General features: G+C 67.8%; 27 protein-coding genes. 15 read left to right on the top strand and 12 right to left on the bottom strand.

The annotated features are described in order from the left end of the window. Positions 1-786 (bottom strand): reverse transcriptase domain-containing protein (locus tag FXO23_RS31380; protein ID WP_246258105.1); only part of this gene is annotated, 786 nt, incomplete at its 3' end. Positions 787-1,523: 737 nt separating this feature from the next. Here FXO23_RS31380 and FXO23_RS31375 point away from each other — a divergent pair. Then, complete coding sequence (locus FXO23_RS31375) at positions 1,524-1,781, top strand: hypothetical protein (protein ID WP_158889105.1); 258 nt, start codon at positions 1,524-1,526, stop codon at positions 1,779-1,781. 99 nt (positions 1,782-1,880) lie between these two features. Continuing rightward, positions 1,881-2,009, top strand: a complete 129-nt coding sequence (locus FXO23_RS52335) for a hypothetical protein (protein WP_281356640.1) — start codon at positions 1,881-1,883, stop codon at positions 2,007-2,009. Between the two features lie 19 nt (positions 2,010-2,028). On the opposite strand, the gene FXO23_RS31370 is transcribed toward FXO23_RS52335, so the two are convergent. Further along, positions 2,029-3,669, bottom strand: a complete 1,641-nt coding sequence (locus FXO23_RS31370; RefSeq protein ID WP_158889104.1) for a glutamate--tRNA ligase — start codon at positions 3,667-3,669, stop codon at positions 2,029-2,031. 838 nt (positions 3,670-4,507) lie between these two features. Between FXO23_RS31370 and FXO23_RS31365 the strand changes: the two genes are divergently transcribed. The 5 genes from FXO23_RS31365 to FXO23_RS31345 all read left to right on the top strand — a co-directional run bounded on the left by FXO23_RS31365 (position 4,508) and on the right by FXO23_RS31345 (position 8,246). After that, the gene (locus FXO23_RS31365; protein ID WP_158889103.1) at positions 4,508-5,473 is read left to right on the top strand and encodes a hypothetical protein; all 966 of its coding nucleotides are present in this window, start codon (positions 4,508-4,510) and stop codon (positions 5,471-5,473) included. 688 nt (positions 5,474-6,161) lie between these two features. Further along, positions 6,162-6,446 (top strand): hypothetical protein, encoded by a 285-nt coding sequence (locus tag FXO23_RS31360; protein ID WP_158889102.1) that lies wholly within the window; start codon positions 6,162-6,164, stop codon positions 6,444-6,446. A gap of 65 nt (positions 6,447-6,511) precedes the next feature. Continuing rightward, positions 6,512-6,916, top strand: coding sequence for an NUDIX domain-containing protein (locus FXO23_RS31355; RefSeq protein ID WP_158889101.1), 405 nt, complete (start codon positions 6,512-6,514; stop codon positions 6,914-6,916). A gap of 99 nt (positions 6,917-7,015) precedes the next feature. Further along, positions 7,016-7,504: a hypothetical protein gene (locus tag FXO23_RS31350; RefSeq protein ID WP_218952198.1), complete on the top strand. Its 489-nt coding sequence runs from the start codon at positions 7,016-7,018 to the stop codon at positions 7,502-7,504. A 274-nt stretch (positions 7,505-7,778) separates the two neighbouring features. Next, entirely contained in the window at positions 7,779-8,246 is a 468-nt protein-coding gene (locus FXO23_RS31345) for a hypothetical protein (RefSeq protein WP_158889099.1), read from the top strand. Positions 8,247-8,455: 209 nt separating this feature from the next. Here the strand turns inward: FXO23_RS31345 and FXO23_RS31340 are convergent, their stop codons facing one another. Next, complete coding sequence (locus tag FXO23_RS31340; RefSeq protein ID WP_158889098.1) at positions 8,456-9,016, bottom strand: hypothetical protein; 561 nt, start codon at positions 9,014-9,016, stop codon at positions 8,456-8,458. A 1,039-nt stretch (positions 9,017-10,055) separates the two neighbouring features. Between FXO23_RS31340 and FXO23_RS31335 the strand changes: the two genes are divergently transcribed. Further along, positions 10,056-10,628, top strand: coding sequence for a transposase (locus FXO23_RS31335; RefSeq protein ID WP_246258102.1), 573 nt, complete (start codon positions 10,056-10,058; stop codon positions 10,626-10,628). A gap of 69 nt (positions 10,629-10,697) precedes the next feature. Beyond that, a complete protein-coding gene (locus FXO23_RS31330) occupies positions 10,698-11,264 on the top strand; it encodes a hypothetical protein (protein WP_158889097.1) in 567 nt (188 codons plus the stop codon). A 15-nt stretch (positions 11,265-11,279) separates the two neighbouring features. On the opposite strand, the gene FXO23_RS31325 is transcribed toward FXO23_RS31330, so the two are convergent. The 7 genes from FXO23_RS31325 to FXO23_RS31295 all read right to left on the bottom strand — a co-directional run bounded on the left by FXO23_RS31325 (position 11,280) and on the right by FXO23_RS31295 (position 18,834). Next, positions 11,280-12,161: an SAM-dependent methyltransferase gene (locus tag FXO23_RS31325; protein ID WP_158889096.1), complete on the bottom strand. Its 882-nt coding sequence runs from the start codon at positions 12,159-12,161 to the stop codon at positions 11,280-11,282. A 117-nt stretch (positions 12,162-12,278) separates the two neighbouring features. Continuing rightward, entirely contained in the window at positions 12,279-13,751 is a 1,473-nt protein-coding gene (locus FXO23_RS51805; protein ID WP_246258101.1) for an ASCH domain-containing protein, read from the bottom strand. Next, positions 13,751-14,356 carry an AAA family ATPase gene (locus FXO23_RS31315; RefSeq protein ID WP_158889095.1) on the bottom strand — a complete coding sequence of 202 codons (606 nt, stop codon included), beginning with the start codon at positions 14,354-14,356 and terminating at the stop codon, positions 13,751-13,753. Before FXO23_RS31315 ends, FXO23_RS51805 begins: the two co-directional genes overlap by 1 nt. Then, entirely contained in the window at positions 14,353-15,255 is a 903-nt protein-coding gene (locus FXO23_RS31310) for a hypothetical protein (protein ID WP_158889094.1), read from the bottom strand. The genes FXO23_RS31315 and FXO23_RS31310 overlap by 4 nt, the downstream gene beginning before the upstream one ends. A gap of 88 nt (positions 15,256-15,343) precedes the next feature. Continuing rightward, entirely contained in the window at positions 15,344-16,579 is a 1,236-nt protein-coding gene (locus FXO23_RS31305) for a right-handed parallel beta-helix repeat-containing protein (RefSeq protein ID WP_158889093.1), read from the bottom strand. A 279-nt stretch (positions 16,580-16,858) separates the two neighbouring features. After that, positions 16,859-17,599 (bottom strand): peptidylprolyl isomerase, encoded by a 741-nt coding sequence (locus FXO23_RS31300; RefSeq protein ID WP_158889092.1) that lies wholly within the window; start codon positions 17,597-17,599, stop codon positions 16,859-16,861. Positions 17,600-17,988: 389 nt separating this feature from the next. After that, a complete protein-coding gene (locus FXO23_RS31295) occupies positions 17,989-18,834 on the bottom strand; it encodes a glycine-rich domain-containing protein (RefSeq protein ID WP_158889091.1) in 846 nt (281 codons plus the stop codon). Positions 18,835-19,048: 214 nt separating this feature from the next. On the opposite strand from FXO23_RS31295, the gene FXO23_RS31290 reads away from it, so the two are divergent. From FXO23_RS31290 to FXO23_RS31280, 3 genes are all read left to right on the top strand, one after another. Continuing rightward, entirely contained in the window at positions 19,049-19,276 is a 228-nt protein-coding gene (locus FXO23_RS31290) for an NUDIX hydrolase (protein ID WP_158889090.1), read from the top strand. A gap of 188 nt (positions 19,277-19,464) precedes the next feature. Then, positions 19,465-20,238, top strand: coding sequence for an alpha/beta hydrolase (locus FXO23_RS31285; protein ID WP_246258099.1), 774 nt, complete (start codon positions 19,465-19,467; stop codon positions 20,236-20,238). Continuing rightward, a complete protein-coding gene (locus FXO23_RS31280) occupies positions 20,235-20,909 on the top strand; it encodes a DapH/DapD/GlmU-related protein (protein ID WP_158889088.1) in 675 nt (224 codons plus the stop codon). The genes FXO23_RS31285 and FXO23_RS31280 overlap by 4 nt, the downstream gene beginning before the upstream one ends. Positions 20,910-20,953: 44 nt before the next feature. Here the strand turns inward: FXO23_RS31280 and FXO23_RS31275 are convergent, their stop codons facing one another. Next, positions 20,954-21,682 carry a glycosyltransferase family 25 protein gene (locus FXO23_RS31275; protein ID WP_158889087.1) on the bottom strand — a complete coding sequence of 243 codons (729 nt, stop codon included), beginning with the start codon at positions 21,680-21,682 and terminating at the stop codon, positions 20,954-20,956. Positions 21,683-21,696: 14 nt separating this feature from the next. Next, the gene (locus tag FXO23_RS31270; RefSeq protein WP_158889086.1) at positions 21,697-22,755 is read right to left on the bottom strand and encodes a hypothetical protein; all 1,059 of its coding nucleotides are present in this window, start codon (positions 22,753-22,755) and stop codon (positions 21,697-21,699) included. 496 nt (positions 22,756-23,251) lie between these two features. On the opposite strand from FXO23_RS31270, the gene fxlM (FXO23_RS31265) reads away from it, so the two are divergent. The 3 genes from fxlM (FXO23_RS31265) to FXO23_RS31255 all read left to right on the top strand — a co-directional run bounded on the left by fxlM (FXO23_RS31265) (position 23,252) and on the right by FXO23_RS31255 (position 26,183). Beyond that, complete coding sequence (gene fxlM / locus FXO23_RS31265; RefSeq protein WP_158889085.1) at positions 23,252-24,619, top strand: methyltransferase, FxLD system; 1,368 nt, start codon at positions 23,252-23,254, stop codon at positions 24,617-24,619. Between the two features lie 92 nt (positions 24,620-24,711). Beyond that, on the top strand, positions 24,712-25,980 hold the full coding sequence (gene fxlM / locus FXO23_RS31260) for a methyltransferase, FxLD system (RefSeq protein WP_158889084.1): 1,269 nt from the start codon (positions 24,712-24,714) through the stop codon (positions 25,978-25,980). A 23-nt stretch (positions 25,981-26,003) separates the two neighbouring features. Further along, entirely contained in the window at positions 26,004-26,183 is a 180-nt protein-coding gene (locus FXO23_RS31255) for an FxLD family lanthipeptide (RefSeq protein ID WP_158889083.1), read from the top strand. Positions 26,184-26,219 lie beyond the last annotated feature (36 nt).

Below are 26,219 nucleotides of genomic sequence, written 5' to 3'. Positions count from 1 at the left end.
CATCAGCCGAACCTCCGTCCAACGTGATCCACTCACAACGTGCACCTTTCGTGTCGCACCCCCGCCTTGTGGGGTGCCCGCAACCGTCCGCGCCACCTCACCATCGGCCATCACTCCTGCTTGCAGCCACAATCGCAGTAGCTTGAGCACCCGCCGGTCCGACACCCTCCGACCCACCAATTCCAGCATCCGCTGGTGATCGATCGTGCCGAAGAAATCGCGGATATCGAACTCCACGACATGGGTGGCCCCCTCGATGAACCCGACCCGGAGCCGTTCCATCGCCTGCGTCGCCGACCGCTTCGGCCGGAACCCATACGAGCACGGCGCAAAGTCCGCCTCGAAGATCGGTTCCAACACGAGCTTGGTCGCCTGCTGAGCCACCCGGTCCCGGACCGTGGGGATACCCAACGGTCGCTTACCGCCCTGTGGTTTCGGAATGTCCACCCGCCGCGCAGGCGAGGGACGATACCGACCTACCTGGAGATCATCGCGCAACTCACGCAACATGCGGTCCACGCCATAGGTCTCCACCGCCGCCAGAGTGATGCGATCCACCCCGGCCGCGCCCTTATTCGCACGCACCCGTTCCCACGCCTCCCACAGGACGTCACCCCTATGGACACGGTCATACAGAGCGTGGAAACGCCGACCCGAAGACTGCTTGGCCGCAGCCCATAGCTTGCGTTGCAGTTCTCGCACCTTCACCGGACGCGGCATCAACCGCTCCCCAGCTACGACAAGCGATGGCTTGCCGGGGTTGTTGGACCGGACTGCCCCGGTCATGCCCTGACGCTTACCCGCTTCCCAAGCGTGATCAAAGTTGGGGCCCTTCCCTCCCGACGCGTTCTGTTGCACGCCGATCTCCGGTACTACGACCCCATCGGACTCCCGCTGCCCTCCGAACGACTTCACCATCGGCTTATACATCCGGTCTTTGCCCGACGTAGGCCAGGCAGACGGGCCTCTCCTGTTCCGAACCAAACCGTGCGCACGTGCCACTCTCCGTACCCCGGAAGGACTCGACGAGCTGACCCTGGAACAAGGCCCGCCAAGCATGGCCTTCGCCGTGAAATGAGCGGCTCGGCTCCTCCATTGTGACTTTGACGAGGCTGCAAGATTCGCTTAACGCTGCAGCCCGCGCGCTTGCTCCCTCCAAAGAGGCTCTTGACACCCCGCTCAGCCCGCCACCTCTCGATGACGAACCGGGGCCTGCTACCCGGCGCTCCAGTACCTACCGGGACGGGACTCACACCCGCTGGCTCAGTCCAGCTTCCAGGACGCAACATCCACCGAAGTCTAGAAACCCCAGGCCGGACTCAAAGCGCCGCCACACCGCGCCACGCTCCGCATCACGCGCAACGGCGCAACCCGGCAGCAAGCGGTTCCTGCAACCCCGCCCTTCACGTTGGCGCGGGACAAGCTCCGGTCGGCCCTGGAGAGGGAGACAACATCATCGGCGACGCCGGTGCCGGTGGCACGACTTTTGTCAGCGGCGGAATCCTGGCCGCGCCAATCCGACGTTGTCGTTGCGCCGAGCGTATCCGCCTTCCTATTGGTTCGGCACCTGCGGCGGTGGTCGCGCGCGGGTCTTCCGCTCCGCCGATGCCGGGGTGCACTGGTCGGCCGCGGACACCTCGATACGCGCGGTGCCCGACGCTGGCATCTTCGCGCTCGCCTTCCGCGACCAGACGTACGGAATCGCGGTCGGCGGCGACTACCACGACCAGTCACGGCCAGGGCAATCACTCGCCGCCACCGAGGACGGCGGGCACAGCTGACAGACGATCACCAACACCGCGCTACCCGCCTACCGGTCCGGCGCGACCTGGACCGGGCACGCCTACCTGACGGTGGGCCCGAGCGGGAGCGACCTGTCGGTGGACGACCGCCAGACCTGGGCGCCGCTACCTGGCCCCGGTTTCGACACCGTACGCACCGCCCAGGACGGCTCCTGCTGGGCCGCCGGCCAGGACGGCCGGGTGGCTCGGCTCGTCGCCGATCACTGAAGAGGCGCGCCCGCCACACTCAGCGGGTGAGCGCGCCAACCCGGCGCAGCACCTCGTCGCGGCCCAGCGCCCTGGCCACGCTAAACAAGTCGGGACTGCGGGTAGACCCGGTCAACGCCACCCGGAACACCTGCGACGCCTCGCGGATGGAACCCGGGTAAGCGTCCGGGTTGCGCTTGTACTCCTTCGCGTTCGGCGCGAACCCGTGCTTCGCAGCCAGATCCCGGATCTCGTTGAACCACTCCTGCGGATCAGTGAGGTCCTGATAGCCATCGACGAACTGCTGCGCAAACGTGCGCACCAGGTCCGTCGGCAGGCCGCGCAGCCGCTCGTCGTCCGGACCGACCAGGGTGAACAGGGCCGGAAAGAAGAACCCGTAGGCGCCGCGGAAGTCCGACCACTTCCGCAAGTCCTTACGCGGATTCGCGACCCCCTCCCGCTCGACAGCCAACGCGGACAGCGCCTGCTCCGGTTCCTTGGCCAGCACCGATGCCAGTTCTGGGTCGAACTCGGCAGCCCAGGGGCGCAGCGCATCGAGGATCTGCTGCCCGCTCAGCGTGGCGATGTGGTCGGCGCTGATGTCCTCCAGCTTCACCAAGTCCACCAGCGGGCCAGCGCCGCCGAGCTCGGCGAGGTTGATCGGCGCGGCCAGCGCGTCGGCCAGCGGCATCTCGGCCAGCCGACCGTTGGCCAGACCCCGCAGGTAGTACAACACCGCCTCGGCCGGGTAACCGGCCTGAATGTAATGGTCGACGCTGGCCTCGGGGTCCTTGCGCTTGGACAGCTTCCGCTTGCCACCAGGGATCTGCTTCATCAACAGGGCGATATGCGCGTAGGTGGGTGGCTCGAAGCCCAACGCCGTAAACAGTTGCAGGTGCATCGGCACCGAAGACAGCCACTCCTCACCCCGGATCACGAGATTGACCCGCATCAGATGATCGTCCACCGCATGCGCGAAATGATAGGTGGGCAGCCGGACCGCGTTACTCGACGACTTGAGCACCACCACGTCGTTGTAGTTGTCCTCAGCGGACAGCGGGCCGCGAATGGCATCGGTGAACTCGGCGCGCGCACCGATCCGGCCGGGAGAGCGAAACCGCACCACGTACGGCGCGCCAGCTGCCAGCTTGGCCTGCACGTCCGCCTGGTCCGCATCACGCCATAACGCCCACCGACCGTAGTAGCCAGTCGGCACCTTCTGCTCCTGCTGCCGCTGCCGGATATCGGCCACTTCCTCCGCCGTGGCGAAGCACAGATACGCCTTGCCCTCACGCAGCAGCTCCCGCGCATAGGAGAGGTAGATGTCCGACCGCTGCGACTGCCGGTACGGGCCGTAGGCACCGGTGCTGTCGTCCTCATCCGGAGTCGTCCCAAAGTACGCGAAGGCCCGGTCGAACTGGGCCAACGCGCCCTCAACCTCCCGGGACTGGTCGGTGTCCTCGACCCGAACCAGGAACCGGCCGCCGGACCGGTGCGCTACATCCCGGTCGGTCATCGCCACATAGATCACGCCCACGTGCACAAAGCCCGTGGGTGAAGGACCCAGCCGAGTCAACTTGGCGCCCTCCGGAAGCTGACGCGGAGGGTAACGCTGCTCCCAGTGCCCAGGGTCGGGCAGGTCCGGCGGGAATAACGCGTCGATCGTGGCGCGGTCAAGCATGGGGTCACGGCCTCCGGCAAGCAACAGACAAGGAGCCGAGGTTATCAACGTCCCCGACGAGACCAAGCGACGCTACAGGCGTCGACGCGCGTGGCCGTCGCGAGGCGTTCATCTAGCGCGCCGCCGGAGTCGGGCTGGCGTGCGGGGGCCGACGTCGAGGCCGCAGTCCTCCGGCTTTGTTCTCGGCGGCGCAGTTCCTTCGCCAGACCATCCGCCTTGCGCTTTCTGTCTTTGGCCACAGACGCCACCTTCCCGCGATACAAGTTGACCCTAACAACACGAATGACCTGGACCGCAGGCCAAGACGTTGCTCTCCGCTCGTACCGCAGCCACGGCCTCGCCCCGGACCGGTCCCAGCAACCGGATGGTGAGAATCCGAGTGCCCTGCAAGTTATCCACAGATCGCCGAACGGAGCCCTGGGGCCTTCGACGATATGGCAGCGTCGAGGCCATGACACAGCAAGAAATTCGCCTTCGTCCGCTGGCCCCTTACGAGCCCGAATCAGTTCCCTCGCCACCAGAGCGACATGATTCGGGCTGGTTACCGATCAGATCGGCCGCCGGGCACCCGCACAGGACAGGCATACCGATCGATCACACACGCAGCCGCTGGCGCCGAATCCGCGGGTCTAACACCTGACCGCCGTGGTGCTGTACGAATAGGAGCGGACTGGTACAGCCAGGAGCGCGGTCCGCTCTGGTTTTCCGTCACCTAGTTGGTGGGTCCTATCGAATTTGACGCGCAGGTACTCGTTCGTGTCCTGCGCCGTGCACAGGGTCGGCGACATCCCGCCAGGTGTGGAAGGCTAGCGCCGCTCCATCGAGGAAGGGGCAGGCCATGCCCAGTGACGACCACGATGCCTTTCTGGCCTTTGTGCCCGAGCACACCACCTCCGGGCATCGAGTGCTCGGCCTGCGTGTTCGGGGCGACGGCGTCGAAGCCGAGACCGTAGCCGACCTGCCGGACGGGCCGTCGGCCACTGTGCTGGCCGACGCGCTCAACGGAGTCCTCCGCGGGCAATACACCGCCGACCGGCAGATCAATGCGGTCCTCGACGGCACACGAGACGACGTGCGCACAGCAGTGAGCCGCCTGCTACCGAGTCTGCGGACCGTCGGCGACGCGCAGGAGTCGCTGAGGCTGGTCGCTGCGCTGCCCTCACCGACCGAGCGTGGGCCGGAGCTGTTCCCTACCACGAACTGCCCCGGCCTGTGTGAAACCTGTGGTGACTGCCAGGACGACTGCCAGAACTGTGAAGAATGCGCCGATGGCGGGTGCGAGACATGTCTGCCGGTTGTGATCACCCCGCGCACTGCCGCGGCGCTCGAGCAGGCGCTGGCCGTGCTCGGCGACGAGGTCTACGACGCTGCCGAGGACACCGAAGACCGCTCCAGCGGAAAGCCGAGCCCGCTTGGCGCGGTGCCGACGTGCGTGGCCGGGCAGGATGCCTGGTTCCTGCGCCGCTACGCCCGCGCCTTCGACGACCTCGCCACCGATCTACACGAAGGGCGCTGGCCCGCGCCGGCCTGCACGGCTGAAGAGGTCGCGCTCGACCTCGCCATCCAGGACGCCGAACGCCGCCACCACGACGAACCCGAACTCGTCGCCACCTGGGAAGCCAGGCTGCCCGCCTCACGGTTCGACTACGACTGGTTCGCCTTGCAGGACTACCTGTTCCAGGACAAGGACTACGAGGTCCTGCTTCACCACCCGGACGCCTTATCCGACGACGAAGTGGAGGGCTGGTTCGGCGAATTCGGCAACGTCCCCACCCGGGACCCCAAACGAGGGTTCCGCCGCTGACCGGTTTCCTCGATAGCGGCGGACCGACGAGCTGGTGGTCCAGCCGGTCATCGACTGCACATGAAGTTGGCAGCGTGACACATAAGCGGAGGCATTCCATATCTCCAACGTTTCAGTCCTAAAACGACACGTGGGCTGCTCTGCTCCCGGTCAACCAGTTAGCAGACGCGTGCTGCGCTGGAAGGAGTCCGCGTCGATCGCGGCGAAGCCGCCCGCCGGGAGCCCTTCCCGCACGACGCCGAAGACCACACCGCCAAACTGGTCGACGGGGCCGCGCGCTGGTGACCTAGCGGCCGGATGCAGGCGTAATCGCCCGCCGCGCCCGGGTTTCCCCCAACCTCGGCGCGTCCGGGAAGGCCGGGACGATGTCCCACCGGGCGAGCCCGCCGCCATAGCGATCCGCATATGCCACCGCACCCGCCCGGTCACCGAAGCGCAACTCGTGCGGCCACCATTGCCTGTGCACCAACCGGACAGCCATGCCCCTCCTCACTCTGGCGGACCCGATCACAACAGCTGGCATTGATCGCACATCTGTTCGATCTGATGCAGGGCAGGTTCGGCGTGGGCTCCGAGAGATCGGGCGAGCATGCTGTTAACGTCCCTTCGCGCTCAAAGGCGCTCGCAGACCCGCTGCTGCGAGCAGTAGCCGCGGACCGGAGCAGGCTCGTCCTGGAGGGCTTTGACGATGACGGTGGCAAATCGGGATCCGCACGCGGTGGTCCGCGACCTGGTGGCAGTAGTGATCCCGCTCGACGAGCACGCGGCACACGACCAGACCACCACATTGAGCTGGGTGGAATCGGGGGCGCCGCTGTTCCGGATCGCCCGTCCGGCCACGCCGGACAAGCACCTGTGCGTCTACTCCGCCTTGCTCGACGAGGCACGGCGCACCGTCCTGCTGGTGGACCACGTGAAAGCGGGCTTGTGGCTGTGCCCGGGGTTCATTAGGCAAGTGGGTTGTCGGGTTTGATGTTGTCGGCATCCGGCCATGGCTTGCAGTGGCGCCGTGACGCCTCGATCTGAGACAGGAGAAGTGTGGTCGACAAGTTCATCCGGGACACCCAGCACGATCGATACCCGGTAGCTGCCCATGTCATAGTGATCGACCCTGCAAGCGGCCACGTGCTGCTGATGAGGAGGGACGGCACCGACTACGGCCGGAACAGGTTGGCTTTTGTTGCTGGCCACGTGGACTTGGGCGAGAAAGTCACTGAATGCGCAGTGCGGGAGACTGCGGAGGAGATCGGAGTCGGCATTGATGCGAACGATCTGGTTCCGGCGGGAGTGATGTTTCGTCGCTCTGCCGAGCCGCGGGTCGACTTTTACTTCTCGGTCAGCAGGTGGGTGGGCAACCCACATGTTTGCGAGCCTCATAAGTGCACTGAGTTGGTGTGGATTCTCCAGGGTTCGCACAGTGTTGTTCCATGTTGCGCGGCTTAGAGATCAAGTGGTGTTCACTTCGCGTCTCCAGGGCTGAGGTTCTTGTTGTGTCATGTTGCACATCGAGAGAAGCGGAGAGGCGCGTTGCGAGCGTTTCCAGTGGTGCTGCCGTCCGGGGAGAAGTACTGGACGGTGCTAGATGAGCAGTTGGCCGTTGTCGAGGTCGCGGATGCGTTCCTGCGGCATGTGCGATTCGGGCGGGATCAGGCTGAGCTGACCACCAAGTCGTACGCGAGCGCCGTGGCGCTCTACCTGCGGTGGTGTGGGCGGACGGCACGAGACTGGCGAGCAGCGGTGGAGGACTTGTCGTTGTTCATCACGTGGCTGCGGTTCGCGCCCCGGGAACTGACGGGCCTGGAGCCCCCGGCCCAGGGCGCGACGCTGGTGCTGGCCGGGCCGGGCGCTGAACCGGTGCGTGGCCCCGCCAGGATCGCAGGCGTCCTGGTGGGCGTCCGGGCGTTTCTGTGTCATGCGGCGAAGATCTGTCATGTGGGGGCGGGAGAAGCAGGTACTGCTGCCGGGTGTGAGCGTCCTGGCACGGCTGGTGTCGGAGTGTCGGGAGGCGGCCGCGGCGAACCTGCACACTGAGTTGTGTGAGGGCGCCCGCGCAGTCGACGCCGGGTTGCTTGTTTCCGAACTCTCGGAGGGTGCGGTCGGACTCGCCGTGCGCCGACCGAGGGGTTCCGTTCACTCGGAGGTGTCGTCGTCCTTGCTGATCGATGGGCGCGATCACCAAGGTGAGTAGGGGAATCGGTTTCCAGGTCCTGGGCTGGAGCGGTGTCTACCGCCGACGTCGTGGCGTGGCGGTTGCGGACGGCCCGGATGCCCCATTCGCCGTTGAACCCCGACCCAGGGAGTGTTCATGACAACGCGTCGCCAGCATCTCGCCGCGCTCGGCCTCGGTGTGGCCGGGCTGACCCTCGCGGGCACCAGCCCCGCCGCCGCCGCGCCACGGATCCACCAGCCCCTCAAGCTCACCGCACGCCGCACGCAGATCACGTTGCCTGCCGTTCCGTCGCTGGGTTCGCCTTACATTGCGACGCTCGACCTGTTCGACGAGGCCGGTGCTGATGCCGGTGACGCCGTGGCATCGTGCGCCGTCGTCGACCTCACGCTCGACGGGCCCGTGGTCGCCGCCGACGTGGTGCTTCGGCTGAAAGGCGGCGAGATCCACTATCAGCGGGTTTTCAACCGGTTCGGGCCCTTCCCGCGGAAGGGCACCGGAGCGATCGTCGGCGGCACCGGCACCTACAAGACCGCGCGCGGCGAGGTTCAGGTCACCTGGCCCGACGACGACCGCATCGATCTGGTGATCCAGCCCGCCGGGTAGCGCAACGGCCAGAACCAGTCACCCGCGACGTGGACCAGTGGGCTCGAGGACTGCGGCTGCGGCATGTTCGCCACGGTCGAGCCGGACGTAGTGCCGGGCGCGGAGGCAGGCGGCGTTGGCGCGTTCGTAGTTGAGCTCGCTACGGCCGGTCACCCGCCGCAGCGATGTCCTCGGTCGCGTCCAGGCTCGGACAACTGCGGCCGGTTCTCTCAGTGTGTGAAGGTCAAGGCGGCAGTGTTCGCCGTGAAGCTCCGCACGCCACCCGAACCGCACAGGCCGTCTTGGGTGACGATCACGGGGACGGCGGTGATGGTGTCCCCGGCCATCACACCGCTGTCGATGCTGGCCGACAGCCCGAGATCTCCGCTGGCGGGGTCGGTGCTGACCACGAACTCGATCGTGCTGGTGCGCCCGGTGTTCCACTCGAAGGTTGCCTCGCCGCCGACGTGCAACGGCGCCGGGGCGCAGCCCTCGGCTAGTGCTCCAGGCGTGCCGTTCACCTGGGCCGACTTCAGCTGCGGCTGACTGCCGTTGGGAGAACGACAGCTCGCGATCGTGGCCACGGTGTCGGCGCCGACGGTGTTGAAGTCCAGCGGCGGGGCGAAGTTGAACTGGAACGTGGTGACGCAGACCAGATCGACGTCTTGAGCATCGGCCACCGGTGCGGGAGCCGCGAACAGCCCGGCCGCGGCCAGCGGGAGGGCGCCGACCATGGCGATGGCTCGGGCCGGAAAACCCACGCGCCTCAGGACGTTGCCCCGCTCCGACATCGTTCGACTCCTTCGCTCCGGATTGGCCCAGTCCCAGTCTGGGCGGCAGCTCGGGCGGCTAAGCCGTTTCCACCGGATCGGGGGACCCCTGATCAGGGCCTGCCTGGGCGCCCCGATCTGCCCACCGCGGGCCGCTCGTGAACGCCGACGAGAACAGAACCAGCTGACCGCCACGCCCGAGCAGGCAACCGCGCCGCTGATCGACCCAGCCCCGCGCCACCACGACCAGGGCTTAGGGCCCTAACGGGGGATCCTGTACCGCTGCTACTCGCGCCCCCAGTTCAACAAGGACTGGATCACCGCCGACGACCAGACCAAAGCCTCCTTTGCCCGGTTCGTCGGCACCCCGGGCTACGACGCGGCCGCACTCGGCACCGACATCGACCGGTTCACCTTCCTACTCGGTGGCAACGACGGCGAGCACCTACTCGCATGAGTCCGCATCTATCAGCATCCCCCGTTTCACGACACCTGTTGCACCACAATCACCCCACAAATAGGGTTACTGCCAGCGAGAACCGTGGGCGCAACAGGGATGAACCCCGGAGAAGCTGGTTCGCGCCTGACGACCTGCCTGATGACGTGCTCGACTTTGTCCCTCGGGCGCTTGCCAATCTTCAGCAGGGGCGGTCCTTCGATGAATTCGGCTGGGATGTTCCCTCGGTGCTGCCTTGTTAGTGCGTGATCCCGTCGGCCATCCGCGCCCACAGCCCGCCGGGCAAGGCGACCCGTTCGTCCGCTGGGGATGCGGATCGACATCGCGGCTCACCGCGGCCAGCAGCCCGGCCTGCAACGCTCCTCACTCGTGCTGCTCCAGGCCCTCGTCGACCTCGCGCACCAGCAGGCGCCCGTCGACCGGCACGAACACCTAGGTCAGCCGTGCCACACCGCCCGCCCCCTCCGTCATCCCTTTCGGTGACACCACGAAAGGCGTGAGACTAGCCGGACCGACACCGCCCGCAGGACCGCGATCCGCTCCCATCCCCCAAACGAGGCCGGAAATAACCGCACCGGGCCAGCCGGACCGAACGGGCGCACCTTGCGGACGGCCCTGATCGAGAAGCACTGGACGGACCTGCTGCGCACCAGCATCTCCATCCGGGAGGGCCGGGTCTCGTCGGTGACGCTGCTGCGGCGGCTGGGCAACCATTCGCGGAAGAACCGGCTGTACCGGGCGTTCCGTGAACTCGGGCGGGTGATCCGCACGATCACGCTGCTGCGGTACCTGTCCGAACCCGAGCTGCGGGAGCAGATCACCGCGATCACCAACAAGGCCGAGGCGTTTCACGGCTACTCGGACTGGCTGATGGTCGGCGGGGCGCTCATCGGCCACAACGATCCCGAGTACCAGGAGCGGGTGGTCAAATTCAACGAGCTGATGGCCAACTGCGCGATCTACTCGACCGCTCTGGACATCACCGACGCGGCCAACCAGCTCGCCGCCGAAGGCCATCCGGTCGACCCCGACGACCTCGCGACGATCACGGCCTACATCCAGCACACCATCCGCCGCCTGGGCGACCTGGTGCTCGATCTCAACCCGCCCGACGCGGTGCCGACCACCCGGCTGGACCTCGAACCCCGCGCCCTGTTCCCCGGCGTTGCCTCGTGACACCCGATCGTGCCGAGTTCGGTGTCGCTCGGTCGTGGCGCCGGGGGCCGCGCTCTACTGTGGACGGTCGTGACGACGATCGAGCCCGACCCGGACACCCCTGATCCGGCCGACCGCACGATGCAGCGGCTGGAGATGGTCACCGCGTTCGACGAGGTGTTCCCGCAGTGGCGCTCCTACGTAGCGGGCGAATGCCAGCGCGAGGGCGTCCCGCTGGGCTGGATGGGAGCCGAGACCGCGGCGGCCGGGGCGGTGCTGGCCGAGCTGGGCGAGGGCGAGCAGAACCCGGAGGCGGTGCCGCTGATCTGGCACGCCCGGCGGCGGTATCTGATCCTGCGCACGCCGGAGGCGCCGGAACTGTGGGTCCGGGCGCTCCCGGCGTTTCCGGTCACCTACAGCGTCGAGGCGCTGCTGCTGACCCGCGAGATCGAGTCCGAACGCGGCGTCCGGCGGTGGCAGTTGCTCACCGCCGCCGAGGATCCGGTGCTGCTGACCGACCACTCCACCGGCGGCCGAGCGCGGCCGTGGCTGCTGCGCGACGACATGAGCTACGACCTGGAGCACGACATCGAGGGCGGCTGGAAGGTGTTCGGCCACGACACCCCGGACGGCACCGTGCCTCGCCCCGAGGGGTGACCTGCCCGCCGATGCTCAGATTGGCGTGGGCGGGGCGGGTTTCCGCGCGAGGCCGGCCAGGTATCGGGAGGTGGCCGGGGAACCCTTCCACGGCTTGTCGTTGCCGTCCGGTCGCCATTGCGGCACCCACACCACACCGGGGTCGACGAGTTCGAAGTCACCGAAGAACGCGGTGAACTCCGCCCGGGTGCGCAGGCAGGTTTGAGTGGTGGATTCCTTGGAGTAGTTGCGGACCACTTCCTGGATGCCGGGGTCGTCCAGCTCGTCGCATCCGTGGCTCATCGCCAGCAGGCTGCCTGGTGGCAGGCAGCCGCGCAGGAACTCCAGCGCGTTCTCCGGCGCCTGCTCGGGGGTGATGAAGTGCAGCAGCGCGACCACGAGCAGGCACGTCGGCTCCTGCGGGTCGATCCCGTTGATCTGGGACACCTGGGTCCACAGGTCGACGTACTCGAGCAGGTCCGCGTAGAGCGCGTGGTGCCGGTCCGGGTCCGCGTTCCGGCCGAGCAGCGCTTCGGCGTGGGCGTAGGCGATCGGCTCGTTGTCGATGTAGACCACCCGGCACTGCCCGGGGGCGGCCTGGTCGGCGATCTCGTGCACCTGGCCCACGGTGGGTAGGCCGGAGCCGATGTCGACGAACTGCCGGATGCCCGCCTCCACCGCGTATCGGACCACGCGGCCGAGGAACGCGCGGTTGGCCTTCATCGCCCGCACGATGTCGGGCATGAGCTGCCGCTGCCGGTCCCCGAACTCGCGGTCGATGGCGTAGTGGTTGTGCCCGCCCAGCAGGTAGTCGTAGATCCGGGCCGGACTCGGCTTGTCCAGGTTCGCGCGGAGCCGCTCGGCGGTCGCCTCGGCCAGGCCCGACGCGGGGACGGCGGGCGGGGTGTCGCTGGGCATCGGGGGTGTCCCGTCCCTTTCGTTTTCACGGTGGTGGCAGTACGGGAAATTCTGGCGGACTCGGCCGGGGGCCGGCGTCCGGCTGCCGGACCAATCAGGCCGTCGCCGGGCGCGGGTTCAGGCGGGCCGGGGCGGATCCACCAGCTCGATGCCGATCGCGACCACGCCGAGGGCCTCCCGCGCAGGCGGATAGATCTGCCGGATGTTGGCCAGCTGCTCGGCGCGGGTGGCCAGCGGGTTGACCGAGGCGATCGGCTCGTGGTCGAACATCTCCTCGAAGGATTCGTACCGGTTCACGCGGGTGACCCTGGTCAGCACGGCGTCGCCTTGGCAGCGGAACCGGATCAGCGAGCCTTGTTTGATCTTGCGGCGGCTGGAGTCGTTGACCCGGACCTCGGTGGTCTTCTTGCCCTGGGCGATGAGGTCGAAGTAGCGTTTGTAGATGCCCATTTCGTGGGCGCGGACGGCGGGTTCGGCGGGGCGGACGGTCATGAGGCGGCCTAGTTCCTTGACGGTGAACGAGCGGAAGAAGTGCTTGGGGTCGGTCAGCAGCTCGCCGACCAGCCACACCAGGGCGTCGACGTAGTTGTTGATGCTGCCGGGCCAGGCGGTGGTGTCGAGCATCCACGGCTCGACATCTGCGGGCAGGGCATCGGGGCCGCGTTCGCGCAGCAGGGATTTCGACAGTTTCGCCCCGGTGGGGGCGAGCACCTGCGGGGTGAAGACCCGGATCGGCATGTGCGTCGGCGGGGTGTCCAGGGCGCCGAGTGCGCCGTCGACGAGCTGGCAGCCGAAGGTCCAGTCCCCGCCTTTGATCATCACGTGCAGCACGTCGGGGTCGCGGCCGAGGACGCGTTCCTTGACCAGGTTCCGGTACAGCGTGGCGAGGTCGAGGTAGGGCGCGTCGTCTTCGGGGTCGATGTGCGCCTCGTAATCGCCGTGGTCGAGGCAGACCGCGGTGAAGGTGGCGCCGTCCTCGTCGAGGTGGGCGAGTTTGGTGCGGTCGGCGCGTTTCTCCGCCCACCCGCACTCAGGGCAGGGGATGCGGACGTGCACGACGCCGTGCGAGGGTGCCATCCACCAGCGGATGGCCTCCAGTCGTTCGAGGGTGCGCAGGAACTCGGCCCGGAACCCGGGGGTGGCTTGCTGGTCGGTGTAGGTCTCCACGGCGTAGTCGGTGTCGGTGGCCTCGGACACCGAGGCGAAGAACGCCTGGTAGTAGCGCTCGATCAGCTCGCCGATGCCGTCCTTGCCCAGCGCGTGGAAGTAGGTCTGCTGGTAGGCGTGGTGAGTCTCGGGGTCGAGCACCACGTCATACGGGGCGTTGTCCAGGGCGGCGAACCGGACGCGGGTGTCGATGGAGAACTCCCGCCGGGCGGTCTTCGCGAGCAGGAACGCCGCGGTCTGCACCAGGTTCGTGCCCAGGTGCGGGGCGCCGTTGATCTGGGTGCCCACCACGAACTCGATCCGGCCCGGCCGCGCCGTCAGCACCCGGGGCCGCAGCAGGTCGATCGAGCGCAGCAACGCGTTGGCCAACACGCTGTTCGGCGAGACCAGCAACCCCGGTTTTCCGTTGCGGGACAACGCCATCACGCTCCTCGGCTGGGTTTGGGCAGGCGCAGGTTGGCGCAGATGAAGTCCAGCCGGGCCGCGGCGGCATCGGGGGCGACGAAGACGGGTTCGTAGCCGGCGTCGTAGTAGCCCTGCACGATCAGCTCGTGCACCCGGCGGATCTCGCGCTCCTTGGCCCACACGATGTCGTCGGGATCCTCGAAGGTGTCCAGCGGGTCCAGCACGAAGATCGCGTCATACCGGTACAGCCTCGTGGCCTCCTCTAGCTGCTGGGTCGGGCGGAGGCCGAAGAACGCTTCCCAGCCGTAGCTGTCGGGGATGCCGCGGTTGTAGAAGCGGATGCCGTGCTTATGTCCGGTGTACTCGGCGATGAACGCGGAGAGGACCTCCAGCGAGTACTCGCGCCGATCTTCCCGCCGCAGGTGACGGCCCAGCCGTTCGCGGTGCTTGCGGTAGATCTCCCGACCGGGTTCCTCGGTCATGCACGGGATCCCGGCGGCGTGTACGGCGGCGATCAGGTCGTCCTTGCCTGAGGAGGGGCCACCGGTGATGACGTACCGCCGCGGCTCGCCGGAGGCCGCTGTCTCGATCGCGGCGGCCAGCGCGGAATTGGTGGTGATCACGTAAACGATCCGTTCTGCTCGCAGGTGTTCTCTTCGGCAGGCCGGGCGACGAACCCGTCCACCCATGTGTTGCCCAGGCCGGTCTCGCCGTGCAGGGCCGCGACGAATTGCTCGCGGCTGACGCCGCCCGCGGCGGCCTCGGTCAGCCGGGACGCCTGCGCCTCGGTGAGCGCCGGAGTCCACCCGGCCAGCGCGAGCAGCTGGTCCACCGACACCTCCGCGCCGGGCGCGAACGCGGCGGTGTAGCCGATCGCCTCGGCGCGAGCGGCGGCCCACCGCCAGGCCGCGGTCACGGCGGTGTGGCCGATGTCGATCCGGTCGGCCTGGAGGCTGATCAGCCGCTCCACGGCCAGGAGTTCGGCGCGGGCGGCGTAGAGCGCCGACCACAACCGGCACAGCTGCTCCTCGTGCTCGGCGACCTCCCACGCGAACGGGTCGGCCTGCACCGGCTGCCGGGTCGTGGCCGGCGCCAGCCTCGGAGCGATGAGCGGGGAGCGGGTGAACCGGTCGGAGTCCGCGAGCAGTTCCCACTCGACCTTCTCGATCAGCTTGGGCTCGACCCGCTTGCGGAAGTGGTGCACCTCGTGCCCCGCCTCGGCCGCGGCCCGGTCGCGGCGCACCGTGAGGTTCTGGCCCGGCTCGGCCGGCGGTAGCCCGAACAGCGCCCGCGCCGCCGGGGCGTACCGGGGGTCCGGGAAGCGGGCCAGCAGCCCGCGCAGCGTGCCGTCCAACGCCGCGGTGCGGCTGGCCTCGTCGGCGGGATCCACCGCCCGCGCGATGACCCCGCGCAACTCGAGCAGCACCGGCTCCGCGGCGGCCGGGGTGACCGGCAACCCGCGGCGCAGCAGCCGCCCGACCGCGGCGACTACCTCGTCCTCGACTGGGCTTTTTGTGGGCATGAGTCGAGTCAAGCACGATACCCACAAAAAGCCCAGTCCTCCACGACGGTGAAACCTCGCCGACCGGGTCGCGTTGGGTGGGGTGCGGTTAGTCCTCGCAGAGGGGGCCGCGATTGCCGGCGCAGAGGTTGGGTTTGTTGCCTTTCCACTCTTCGATGAAGGTCTTGTCGAAGGGGCGCGAGGTGTCGGCGTAGATCCCGCCGCCGTCTTTACCTGCTGTGTTGTTCACCAGCCACAGTTGCGACAGTTCGTAGGTAGCGGTGTTGTAGCTGTTGGTCAGGTACATCCCGCCGCCCAGGTGTTCGGCGGTGTTGCCGGAGACCCAGCTTTGGTGGATCTTGAGCGCGGACTTGCTGTTGGTATCGTGCTGGCCGATCCCCCCGCCGTCCCGGGCGGTGTTGCCAGCGATCTTGCTCTGGCCGTCGATGCTGACGGTGCCCGCCCAGTGAAAGATTCCACCACCTGTTTCGGCGGCGGAATTGTTGGCGATGACGCTGTTCTGCACGGTCGTCGTGCCACCGCGGTTGGAGATCCCACCTCCATGCTTGGCCTTGTTGTTGGTGATCTTGCTGCCGGTCACCGTGGCGGAAGATCCGACGAAGATGCCGCCGGCGATACCGCGGTCATCACCGTTGTTGGTGATGGTGCTGTCCTTAATGGTGCCGACGGCGCTTTCGCCAATGACGATGCCGCCAGTGGCGCCCCTGGTGTGGTTGTCGCTGATGATGCTGGAGTCGATGGTGGCGTTACCACTCTGAACGGTGATAGCTGCTCCCAGCGCTGCTCCTCCACTGTCAGAGTCTGATGAAGAGGTGTTGTCACGGATCGTGCTGTGGGTCACGGTCAGCCTGCCGCCCGCTCTCGGTACCTGGTGGATGATGCCGCCCCCTGTGGGGGAGAAGTCCTTGACGGTGCTGCGGTCCACGGCGACCGTGCCACCAATGTTCACGATGGCGTTGCCGGTTTCTCGGGCGTTCCGCGGCTCCCCGCGCAGCGTCAACCCGCGCACAGTCAGTTCTCCACCGGGGCGCACCACTAGCTTGGGATCGGCGATGGTCGCCTCCCGCCCCTCGATCGTGAGCCGCATCCCCTTGCGGCTCTCCAGCGCCGGCTTGCCCTTCATGTTGTATTCACAGCCCGGTTTCAGTTCGATGGTGGTCGGAGTACCGGGCTTGACCGCTTTGACCGCCGCCGCCAACTTGCCCGCGTCCCCGACCGTGCCGGTGCAGGGCACCTCCACCGTGGCCGCTGCTGCCGGTGCGACCTGCATCGACACGGCTGCCACCACCGTCACCACCGCCGCGCGCACCACACTACGTCCCATCACCAACCAGCTCCCTGCAGTCATGAACCATCGCCGCGTTCACGCCGACCTCGCCGATTCTCGGAGCCGCGAGACCGCTGGGTCGATCAGGGAAACGCATGAAAAGCCGTCACGGTCGAGTGGTAACACTGCGCAGCCAACCGGAACCAGCGGTCACACCCTCGGCGACTCCACCGCGCACCCTTGCACCCAGCAGCACCGGCAGTCCATCGTCCACTCAGGACTCACTCGGGGATATGAGCCTCTCAGCGCGTAAACTCTCACCGGAGTCGGTTCCGGTCAGCTCTGTGCAGTGGTGACCGAGTTGAGGACCACCTCTGCGGCGGGGGCACCATCATCGGAACCGTCCCGGGTACCGTGGGCAGCGATGTTTCGCAGTACGTTCAGGCCGCCGGTCACGTGGCCGAACGGGGTGTACTTCGGGGGCAACGGGCTGTCTTGGTAGACGAGGAAGAATTGGCTGCCGCTGGTGTCCGGTCCCGTGCTGGCCATGGCGACGGTCCCGGCGGGGTAAGTAGCGCCGGCCAGGTTCTCATCCGGGAATCGGTAGCCGGGGCCACCGCTTCCGGTTCCTGTCGGGTCGCCGCACTGCAACAAGAAGATTATTTCGGTGGTGAGCCGGTGGCACTCGGTGTGGTCGAAATACTGCTCATTCGCGAGAAACACGAAGGAGTTGACCGTGCGCGGAGCGCGGGCGGCATCCAGTTTGATGGTCACCGTGCCACAGGTGCTCCTCAGCCTCGCGGTGTACTTAGCGCCGGGATCGATCACCATGGGGGGTTCGGCGGGCCATTGTTTGCCGTTCGGCTGTTTGCCTGAGGGAGCGGTACAGCCCGGCTCGGGGCTCGGTTGCGAGCCCCGAGCGGTGGCCGCGGCGGCTTCCCCTGCGACGACGGTGAGAGCCGCAGCGGCGGCCACGACGCTGATACCGCGTCGTACTCGCGCGGGAACGCCCGCCGGGCGGCGCTGCTGCTCGGGCCGGCTGTGGTCGAGTCCTCGTGTCTGTCGTTCGCTGCTCATCGGTCGGACTCTCCTTCATCACTGATCGGCGCCCGGAAACCAGACGGTCGGGCATGGATGGAACTGCTCCAGCTCACTGCGAGAACGCGCTCCGGCGTGGCTGCGATGGTCACGACGGCGACGGGCCGTAGCCAACGTGGTTGATCGAGACCTGCGACGACGGCGATCACGGCTGGTACCAGGAAGCCGTCCGGACCAGCGGGATCCGCGGACGGGCGGGTGCACTCGGTCCGAATACCCCACTGGAAAAGGCACTGGAAGTCACCGGCACAGTCTGATCCGCCCACCGCCCGCACAGCCCCCTTATCCCGCGGGTTCCCCACCAACGTGTGAACCGGCCGCGACGCGGTGATCAATACTGGCGCAGGCTCTCAGCCCCCGGGGCAGGTTCATCGGGATGGGGTGTAGGTGATGACGATGCAGCCGGTATGGCCGTTGGAGCCGCTCGTGCCGAGTGTCGCGCCGGGGGCGGCGCCGTTGCCTCCCTGACCTCCCCTGCCCGCCTGGGCCGGGCACGAGGGGGGAACGGAACCGGCCGCGCCGCCAGCGCCGCCCGTTCCTCCAGCGGTATCGGTGCCCACCTGAGCCCAACTGCCCGCCTTACCCGCATACGTCGTCGGGGCCGCTGGTGCCGCTGTTGGGAATAGTGCGTGTCCTAGGAGCCGGACCAGTGGCTGCGCGCGATCAAACCAGGAACAACCCGCGCCGCCGCCGCCTGCTCCTGGCGGGAAGCGTCTGCCGGCCACGTTGGCCTTGGGTGAGGGCCATCCACCTTCCGCCCATACGTCCCCTAGCAGGCGGCGATCCTCGGTGGAGCCCTGGAAGGACTTCCAGCCGAGGGAGAAGATGCTGGAGTCATAATCCGGCTTGAAGCCAGGGTTGCCATGCGCGTCGTAGGCGCCGCCACCTTTGCCTCCGCCCCCGACGTAGATCTCGAGGACCTGTCCGGGCTTGACCTTCAGCTGGCAGACCGCGGTGGCGGAGCCTCCGCCCCCACCCCCGCCATAACCACCGCGGCCCTGGAGGCTGGTGGAGCCTGCGCTTCCACCGGCGCCGCCACTGACCAGCTCCGCGGTGACCTCGGTGACCCCTGCGGGCACCGTGAACGTCAGATCCCGGCCCGGCCGGTCGAACGTCGTCATCACCGGCGCCGCCACCTCCGGTCCACGCGTCTGCGCCGCCGCGGGGACAGCCGGAAAACCCCCGGCAGCAGTCAGAACGGCGACGGTCGTCACGGCAGCACGCTGTGCTCGGGATGCGAAGGCCATACGGCAAGAGTCACACCGCCAGCGACCCACCGGGACAATCTCGCCCGACTCGTGTGACACCCACACGGTCACCAGCCACAAGTGCCGACTCAGGACTCAAATCGGGGGAATACCGGAGACGACCGAGGAACTGCGGTTCAAGGGCGAGTTCCATCCCCGGTTCGGTAACGAACCGCTGTTCTTGACCGTGGTGAAGACCCGGGGCGAGCACAGCCACACCGACGTGACGTTCTGGTTCGTGCTTGCCGGCGACCAGAACATGCGGATCGAGGCCGACCCGCGCGAGGCGCATGGGGTTCGCTGGCTTGCGCTCGACGACCCGGCCGAGTGGGCGCACGACCGGTTCGACCCGCACATGGCACGCTTCCGCACCAGCTCCTGGCCCGCTTGGGCACACCCGCGCCGCTGAGCTAGCCGACCGGCAACAGGCCCGTAATCCGTCGCCCTAGCCGGGTGATGTCCCCTCGGGCTGCCGCGCGGGCACCAATCCGAGGATGATCAGCAGCGCGGCATGGTCACCGAGACTGGAGAGGGGCCGAATTCCCGTGATCGCGATGAAGCGTGGCGAGGGAGCAGTGAGTTATGCACCGGGTTGAGTTGACGTCGATCGATGGCCTGCGGCTGGAGGCGGCGGTACACCTGGCTGGTGAGCGGGGTGAGCGCGGCACGGTCATCCAGGCTCACGGGATCAACGCGAACATGACCGAGGGCGGGATGTTCGTCCGGCTCGCCGACCGGCTCGCGGACGTCGGCTTTACCGTGCTGCGGTTCTCGTTCCGGGGGCATGGCGGGAGCGGCGGCACGCAGCGGGGCGCGACGATCGCTGGGGAGATGCTCGATCTGCAGGCCGCGGTGGAGTACGTGGCCGATCGGTTCCCCGGTTCGTTGTCCATCGTGGCGTCGAGTTTCGGGGCGGTGCCGACGTCGCTGTCCTTGCCGTGGCTGGGTGAGCGCCTCGACCGGCTGGTGTTGTGGAATCCCTTACTGGACCTGCAGCGGACGTTTGTCCATCCCGAATTGCCGTGGGGCAAGGAAAACTACGGTCCCGATCAGCAGAAGTTGTTGTCCACGCAGGGCTTCTTGGTAGTTGATGATGAGTTCGAACTCGGGCGCGTGATGTTCGAGGAGTTCGCCCGCTACCGGCCGCTGGACACCTTGACCGCGAGCAACGTTCCCACGTGCGTCGTGCACGGTGACCGGGACACTGCGGTCTCCTACGAGATCGCCCGGCAAGCCGCCGCGGTCAAACCGGACACGGACTTTCACACCATCCGCGGTTCGGACCACGGTTTCGACACGCGGGAGCGTGAAGACGAGGCGATCGCCGTCACCGTCGCCTGGCTGGCGGGCAGCGATCAGGGGCAGGCGTGAACATCACCTCGCTGTACGCGCCGGTCCACATCGACGACAGCAGCGTCGTGGGCGAGCAGTGCGTCTTCGGCTATCCGAAGGAGGCGCGCCTACGGGATGAACAACGCAAGCCGGGGTCGGTGCTGATCGGCGACCCGGTGTCGATCGGGCCGGAGTGCCTGGTGGCCAACCAGGTCGTGGTCTACGAAGGGGTCCGGATCGGCGCGGGCTGCGTGATCGAGGACCGGGTGCGCATCGGCTACAACAGCACGATCGGCGAGCGGACCCGGATGGTGTACGGGGCGTACGTGTGCGATCGCGTCACGGTCGGCGCGGACGCGTGCGTGGCCGGGTTCGTGTGCGACGGCACCACGATCGGGGAGCGCTCCACCGTGATGGGCGAGCTGGTGCACGAGTACACCCGCCCGCACGAGGGCTGGTGGGGTGCCGACGAGGAGCCGCCGGTGATCGAGCCGGACTCCGTGGTCGGCTACGGGGCCCGCGTGGTGGGCGGGGTCCGGATCGGGCCCCGCAGTTACGTGGCCGCCGGCGCGGTGGTGACCAAGGATGTGCCACCGGAGCATGTCGTGACCGGCGTGAACATCCACACCCCCGCAGTGGAATGGCCGGGCCGCCGTCTGCGCGGCCTGCTCCAGCACTGGCAGTCGATGCCCAGCTCGCGGACACCGTGACCACCGCCGCGCTCGGTACAGGCGCGGCGCAGCGAACCTGAGTGTCAGGGATCGACGAAGGCGGAGTCTTCGGTGTCGCTGCCGGCCTCGTCCTTGGGACGTTGGCCGACCAGGGGCGGGTCGAAGGCGAACGCGGTGAGCTGCCGGGGGAACCGGGCGCGCAGGTCGGGGCGCGGGTGGGCGAGGTAGAGCGCGGGCAGGAACTCGTCGACCGGCACGAGGGCATGCTCGAGCTGGGTGGCCAGGAGGATGTCGAGCGCGGGCCGGGTGAGCAGATAGCCGAAGGTGCAATGGCTGTAGCCGGGTGAGAGGAATCCCGGCAGCGCGGACTGGTCGGGTTCCAGGGGGTAGCGGCCCAGGTAGAGCAGGTCGAACCAGGTCTGAGAAATGAGGCGTTCCAGCCCGCGCAGCAGCTCGTCCAGGAAGGCGGGGCCCAGGACCGCGTCGTCTTCGAGCATCAGCACGAACGGCTCGGTCCCGGTGCCGGCGGCGTGCCGCCAGCAGGCCAGGTGCGCGAGCGTGCAGCCGATCTCCCCGTACTTCAGCGGGCGGCTCCACCACGGGTTGTCGGAGTCGATTTGCCAGGGAAACAGCTTGTACCCTGCGGTTTCGAGCATCGTGCAGGACAGGGCATGGCCGTCGAAGGGGCCGGTCCAGTCAGAGGTGACCGTGACCGCGAGGTCTGCGGGAAGGGACCGCTCGATCCAGGCGCGGCGGTCTGGCCGTCGGGGCAGGTTGACCACGTAACCGCGGATGTCGGAGGCGGTGATCACCGGATGCGGTGTCCTCATGCGGGGCGGAGGCCGAGGTAGCGGTCGGTGTTGTCGACTGCCACGCGGAACGGGTTGTTGTTGCGCCGGGCGAGCAGCAACAGCGGGTGGACCATCGTCAAATCGGCCACGTCGGTGATCCCGCCGACGCGCCGGGCTTCGGTCACCAGGACGAAGTCGTCATCGCCGACCTGCTCGGTGAGGTAGCCGACGCTGCGCGCCCCGCGTTCGGCTTCGAGCAGGCAGCGGGCGGCGCCGAGCACGCCGAGGGTCAAACAGCCGCCGAGCAGGAACACGGTGGTGCCGTGGGCGAGGGTGAGGCGGGTGAACACCGCCAGGTCCTCGAGCAGTTCCTGCCGTTCGGTCCACCGCGGGCCCAGGGTCAACCCGTGCAGGTCGGGCACGACCAGGGGGTCGTCTTCCCCGAGCGGATGGGGCTCGAAGTAGAACGGCAACTGCGGCAGGAACTCGCGGTAGGTCGCGTTCCAGGGCGGCCCGCCGACCACGACGAGCACATCGGCTTGCGTGTCGTAGTACTCCGAGGGAGCGAAGTCCCGGATGGTCACCGTCGGCGCCAGCTGCGCGAATCGGGTCCGGAGGTACATCAGCGTGTCGAGGTCGGCGAACTTGGCGTAGCGCAGGTAATTGCGATCGGCCGGCGAGGCGTACTCGGGGCGTTCGTTCTCCGGGATCTCCGAGCACACGATGTCCACCCGCGCTTCACCGGAGAGACGCCAGAACGCCCGAAGATCCTCCCACCACGGCGCGGACCGCCCGACCGCCCGAGCCTGGTCTCCACCTGGCGGCGCTGCGGCGCCGCGGTCCTGGGACACCGTGAGTGGCTCGGCGCTCAGGAGCACATACGCCAGTGTGTCCAGCGCGCGGTCGGCGTGCCGGCGTACGGTCTTCGCCGCGCATTTCCGCAAGCGTGCCAACGACTCCTGTCGCTCGGTCAGGGTGGGGTAGCGGTGCTCGGGGACGAGGTTGAAGTCAACCTCGACGTGGAGACGCTCGTCGTCGGCAAGGTCGTCGATCGCGCGGCGCAGCACCGACACGAGCTTCCGGACCTCCTCCACCGAACCAGGTTCGCTCACGTCGCCGCGCGCGAGCTGCTCCCGCACACGATCGGGAAACGCGGTGAGTAGCGCGGTCGGGCGCGCCAGCCCATGCCCTTGTCGCAGGCGTTTGAGACCCTCCGTGACCTCCGCAACGGAGAGTGCAGCGCTGGACACCACCTGTCCAGGATATGTCCAGCACTGCGGTCGGTGACCAGCGACACGGGTAGCGGATGGTCTGGTCGATCACTCGCCGGAGCGCGAGGCTCAACGGTGCGGAGATCACGCCACCCCTGTGGAGCCGAGGACCCGCCGACGGAGCGCCATTGAGGCGCTCGCAAGGCCGGACATGGCTACGCGCGAAACCGCACGACTTTCGCGGCGCGGTTGAACCGTCCGCACAGCGTCAACTGGGTCTTCGCACCCGGGCAGCGAGCCGCGGGGCATTGCCGCCTAGGAGATCACCGAAATGGAGTCCGCCGAACCGATCTTCGGAGCGTGATCACGCCGATACGATATGTCAAGACCTCCACGATGTCCCCACGAGGCCGACGGCTTCCAGCGAACGACCGCAAGGAAAGAACACTTTGTGACTGACACAACCATCGACGACGAACCCGGAAACTCTGCTCGCGCGCGCCGGGCGCGCGACAAGGTAGTCGACGATCTCGTCGCCGAGGGCACGATTACCTCGGCGTCGATCGAGGCGGCGATGCGGAAGGTTCCTCGGGAGCTGTTTGCTCCGGAGGTTGGCCTGGACGAGGTGTATCACCCGCATCGGCCGGTGGTGACCAAGCGCGATGCGAACGGTAACGCGACCAGTTCGGTGTCGGCGCCGCAGTTGCAGGCACATATGCTCCAACAAGCGGAGATTGGCGCGGGGATGCGCGTTCTGGAGGTCGGTTCCGGCGGCTGCAACGCCGCGCTGATGGCCGAACTGGTCGGTCACACCGGTCAGGTCACGACGGTCGACATCGACCCCGACATCACCGACCGGGCCCGCCGACTGCTCGACGAAGCCGGGTATTCGCGGGTGCAGGTCGTGCTCGCCGACGCCGACGGCGGAGTGCCTGAGTACGCCCCGTACGACGGGATCCTGGTCACCGCAGGTGCCTGGGAGATCCCGCCCGCCTGGGTCGATCAGCTGGCCGAGGGTGGGTGCCTGCTGGTGCCGTTGTCGGTGCTGGGCTTGTCGCGCACGATCGCGTTCGAGAAGACCGGCGGGTGCTTGGTCAGCCGGTCGGCGACGTTGTTCGGGTTCGTGCCGCTGCAGGGCGCCGGAGCGCACGAGAGCACGCGGCTGGTCCTGCGCGGTGGCGAAGTCAGCGTGCACCTCGACGACGTGCCCCCGGCTGAGTTCCCCGTTGATCCGAGCGTGCTGGAACGAGCCCTGGACACTCCACGCGTGGAGGTGTGGAGCGGGGCCACCATCGGGCGGTTCGAGCCGTGGGCCACCACGCAGATGTGGCTGGCGACGGCGCTGCCCGGTTTTGGCCGGGTCGTGGTGGACCGCGAGCGCGACACTGGCCTGATCTGCCCGCCAGGCCGGCATATCGCTGCGGTGGGTACCGTCTCCGGCGGCACCCTCGCCTACGTCACCACCCGCAGTACGGCCGACGACCAGGAGGTGGAGTTCGGTGTCCACGCCTTCGGGCCAAACGCCGCTGAACTCGCCGAGGTCGTTGCCGGGCAGCTGCGGATCTGGGCGCGTGACCACCGGGGCGGCCCTGGGCCGCAATTCCGCGTTTGCCCGAGCGGCACTCCCGACGACCGGCTGCTTCCTGGGGGACGCGTCGTCGATAAACCGCGCAGCCGGATCTCGATCTGCTGGCCGCAGGCGGTGACGGCCGCGAGAAGCCAGAACGCTACGGAGGTTGGCCGGTGAGTGCGGCTCTACCGCGCACCACATCTGGTCGGCAGTCGCCGTTTCATCAACAACCAATGCCTAAAAAATCTATGCCTGAAAAGGATAACTGCATGAGCACAGTCCGACCGTCGAGCGCTGAGATCTCCGAGGCCCAGCAGGCGGAGTCGTTGCGCGAGGCGATGATCAGCACGCTGCGCGAGATGGGGGCGATCCGCAGCGATCGGGTCGCTGAGGTCTTCCGTGCGGTGCACCGGGATTGGTTCACCCGTGGCGCCTCGCTGGAGGAGGTCTACTCCGCCACGGCCGCCGTGCACATGAAGCGGGACGAGCAGGGCGTGGCGATCAGCACGGTGTCCGCGCCGGAGCTGCAGGCGTTCATGCTGGAGCAGGCCGACATCCAACCGGGCATGACCGCGTTGGAGATCGGATCCGGTGGTGTCAACGCCGCGATGATGAGCTGGCTCGCCGGTCCCGAGGGACAGGTCACCACAGTGGACATCGACCCCGAGGTGACCGACCGTGCCAGCCGTCTACTGGACGCGGCTGGCTATGCGCGTGTGAACGTCGTCTGCGCTGACGCCGAGAACGGGGCGGCTGAATACGCGCCGTTTGACCGGATCATCGTCACCGTCGGCGCCTGGGATATTCCACCGGCCTGGATCGACCAGCTCGCGCCGGGCGGCCGGATCGTTGTTCCCTTGCGGATGCGCGGGCTGACCCGTTCCCTGGCGCTCGAGCGCGAGGGCGACCGTCTGGTGAGCCGGTCGGCCATGATCTGCGGCTTCGTCAAGATGCAGGGAGTCGGTGCCAATCGCGAGCAGTTGCTGCCGCTGCGCGGCGAGAAGGTTGGGCTCCGGTTCGACGACGGCTGGCCGGGTGAGCAGGCCCCCGCGCTGGACGGTGTTCTGGACACGCCCCGTGCCGAGGTGTGGTCGGGGGTGACGGTGGGGGGTAGGGAGTCGTTCGACACGCTGCAACTCTGGCTCGCCACGGTGTTTCCCGGTTTCGGTCGCCTGCGCGCCGACCCCGACCAGCGCGCCGTGTTGGTTGATGAGGGTCACCAGTGGTTCGACCTGGCGGCCGTCGACGGTGGCTCGGTCGCCTACGTGACGACCCGGCGTGCCGGGCCGGGTATCTCCGAGTTCGGCGCGCACGCGTTCGGCCCGAATGCCGCGGTGCTGGCCGAGGCGATGGCCGAGCAGGTGCGTATCTGGGATCGGGAGCAACGCCGAGGTCCCGGCCCGTCCTTCGCTGTCTGGCCAGCCGACACCCCGGACGAGCGGCTGTCGGAGGGCTTGGTCATCGACAAGCGGCACCACCGCATCACGGTCTCCTGGCCGGCAGCGGCCACCGCCGCTGGTCAGGGTAATCAGGATTAACTACCGAGAGGAGAGTGATCGCTATGACTCAAGCCGTCATGCCTCGGCCCGCTGCCGAGGTTGGCGACGAGTTCGCCCTCGATCTACGCGTGATCGAGGACAGCCTGCCGCTGGCCAAGATGTCGTGTGACACCGAGGACAACTGCGGCAACACCACCTGCGGTAGCGCCTGCACCAGTCAGGTCGCCCAGGCGCCGTTCTGACGCCGGGGCTCGGTGCGGTAGCGACTGAAGATGGGA

The sequence above is a fragment of the Amycolatopsis anabasis genome (genome assembly GCF_009765355.1).
Classification (GTDB): Bacteria; Actinomycetota; Actinomycetes; order Mycobacteriales; family Pseudonocardiaceae; genus Amycolatopsis; species Amycolatopsis anabasis.
Note: the sequence above shows the minus strand (reverse complement) of the source record. Positions and strands in the feature narration are given on the sequence as shown.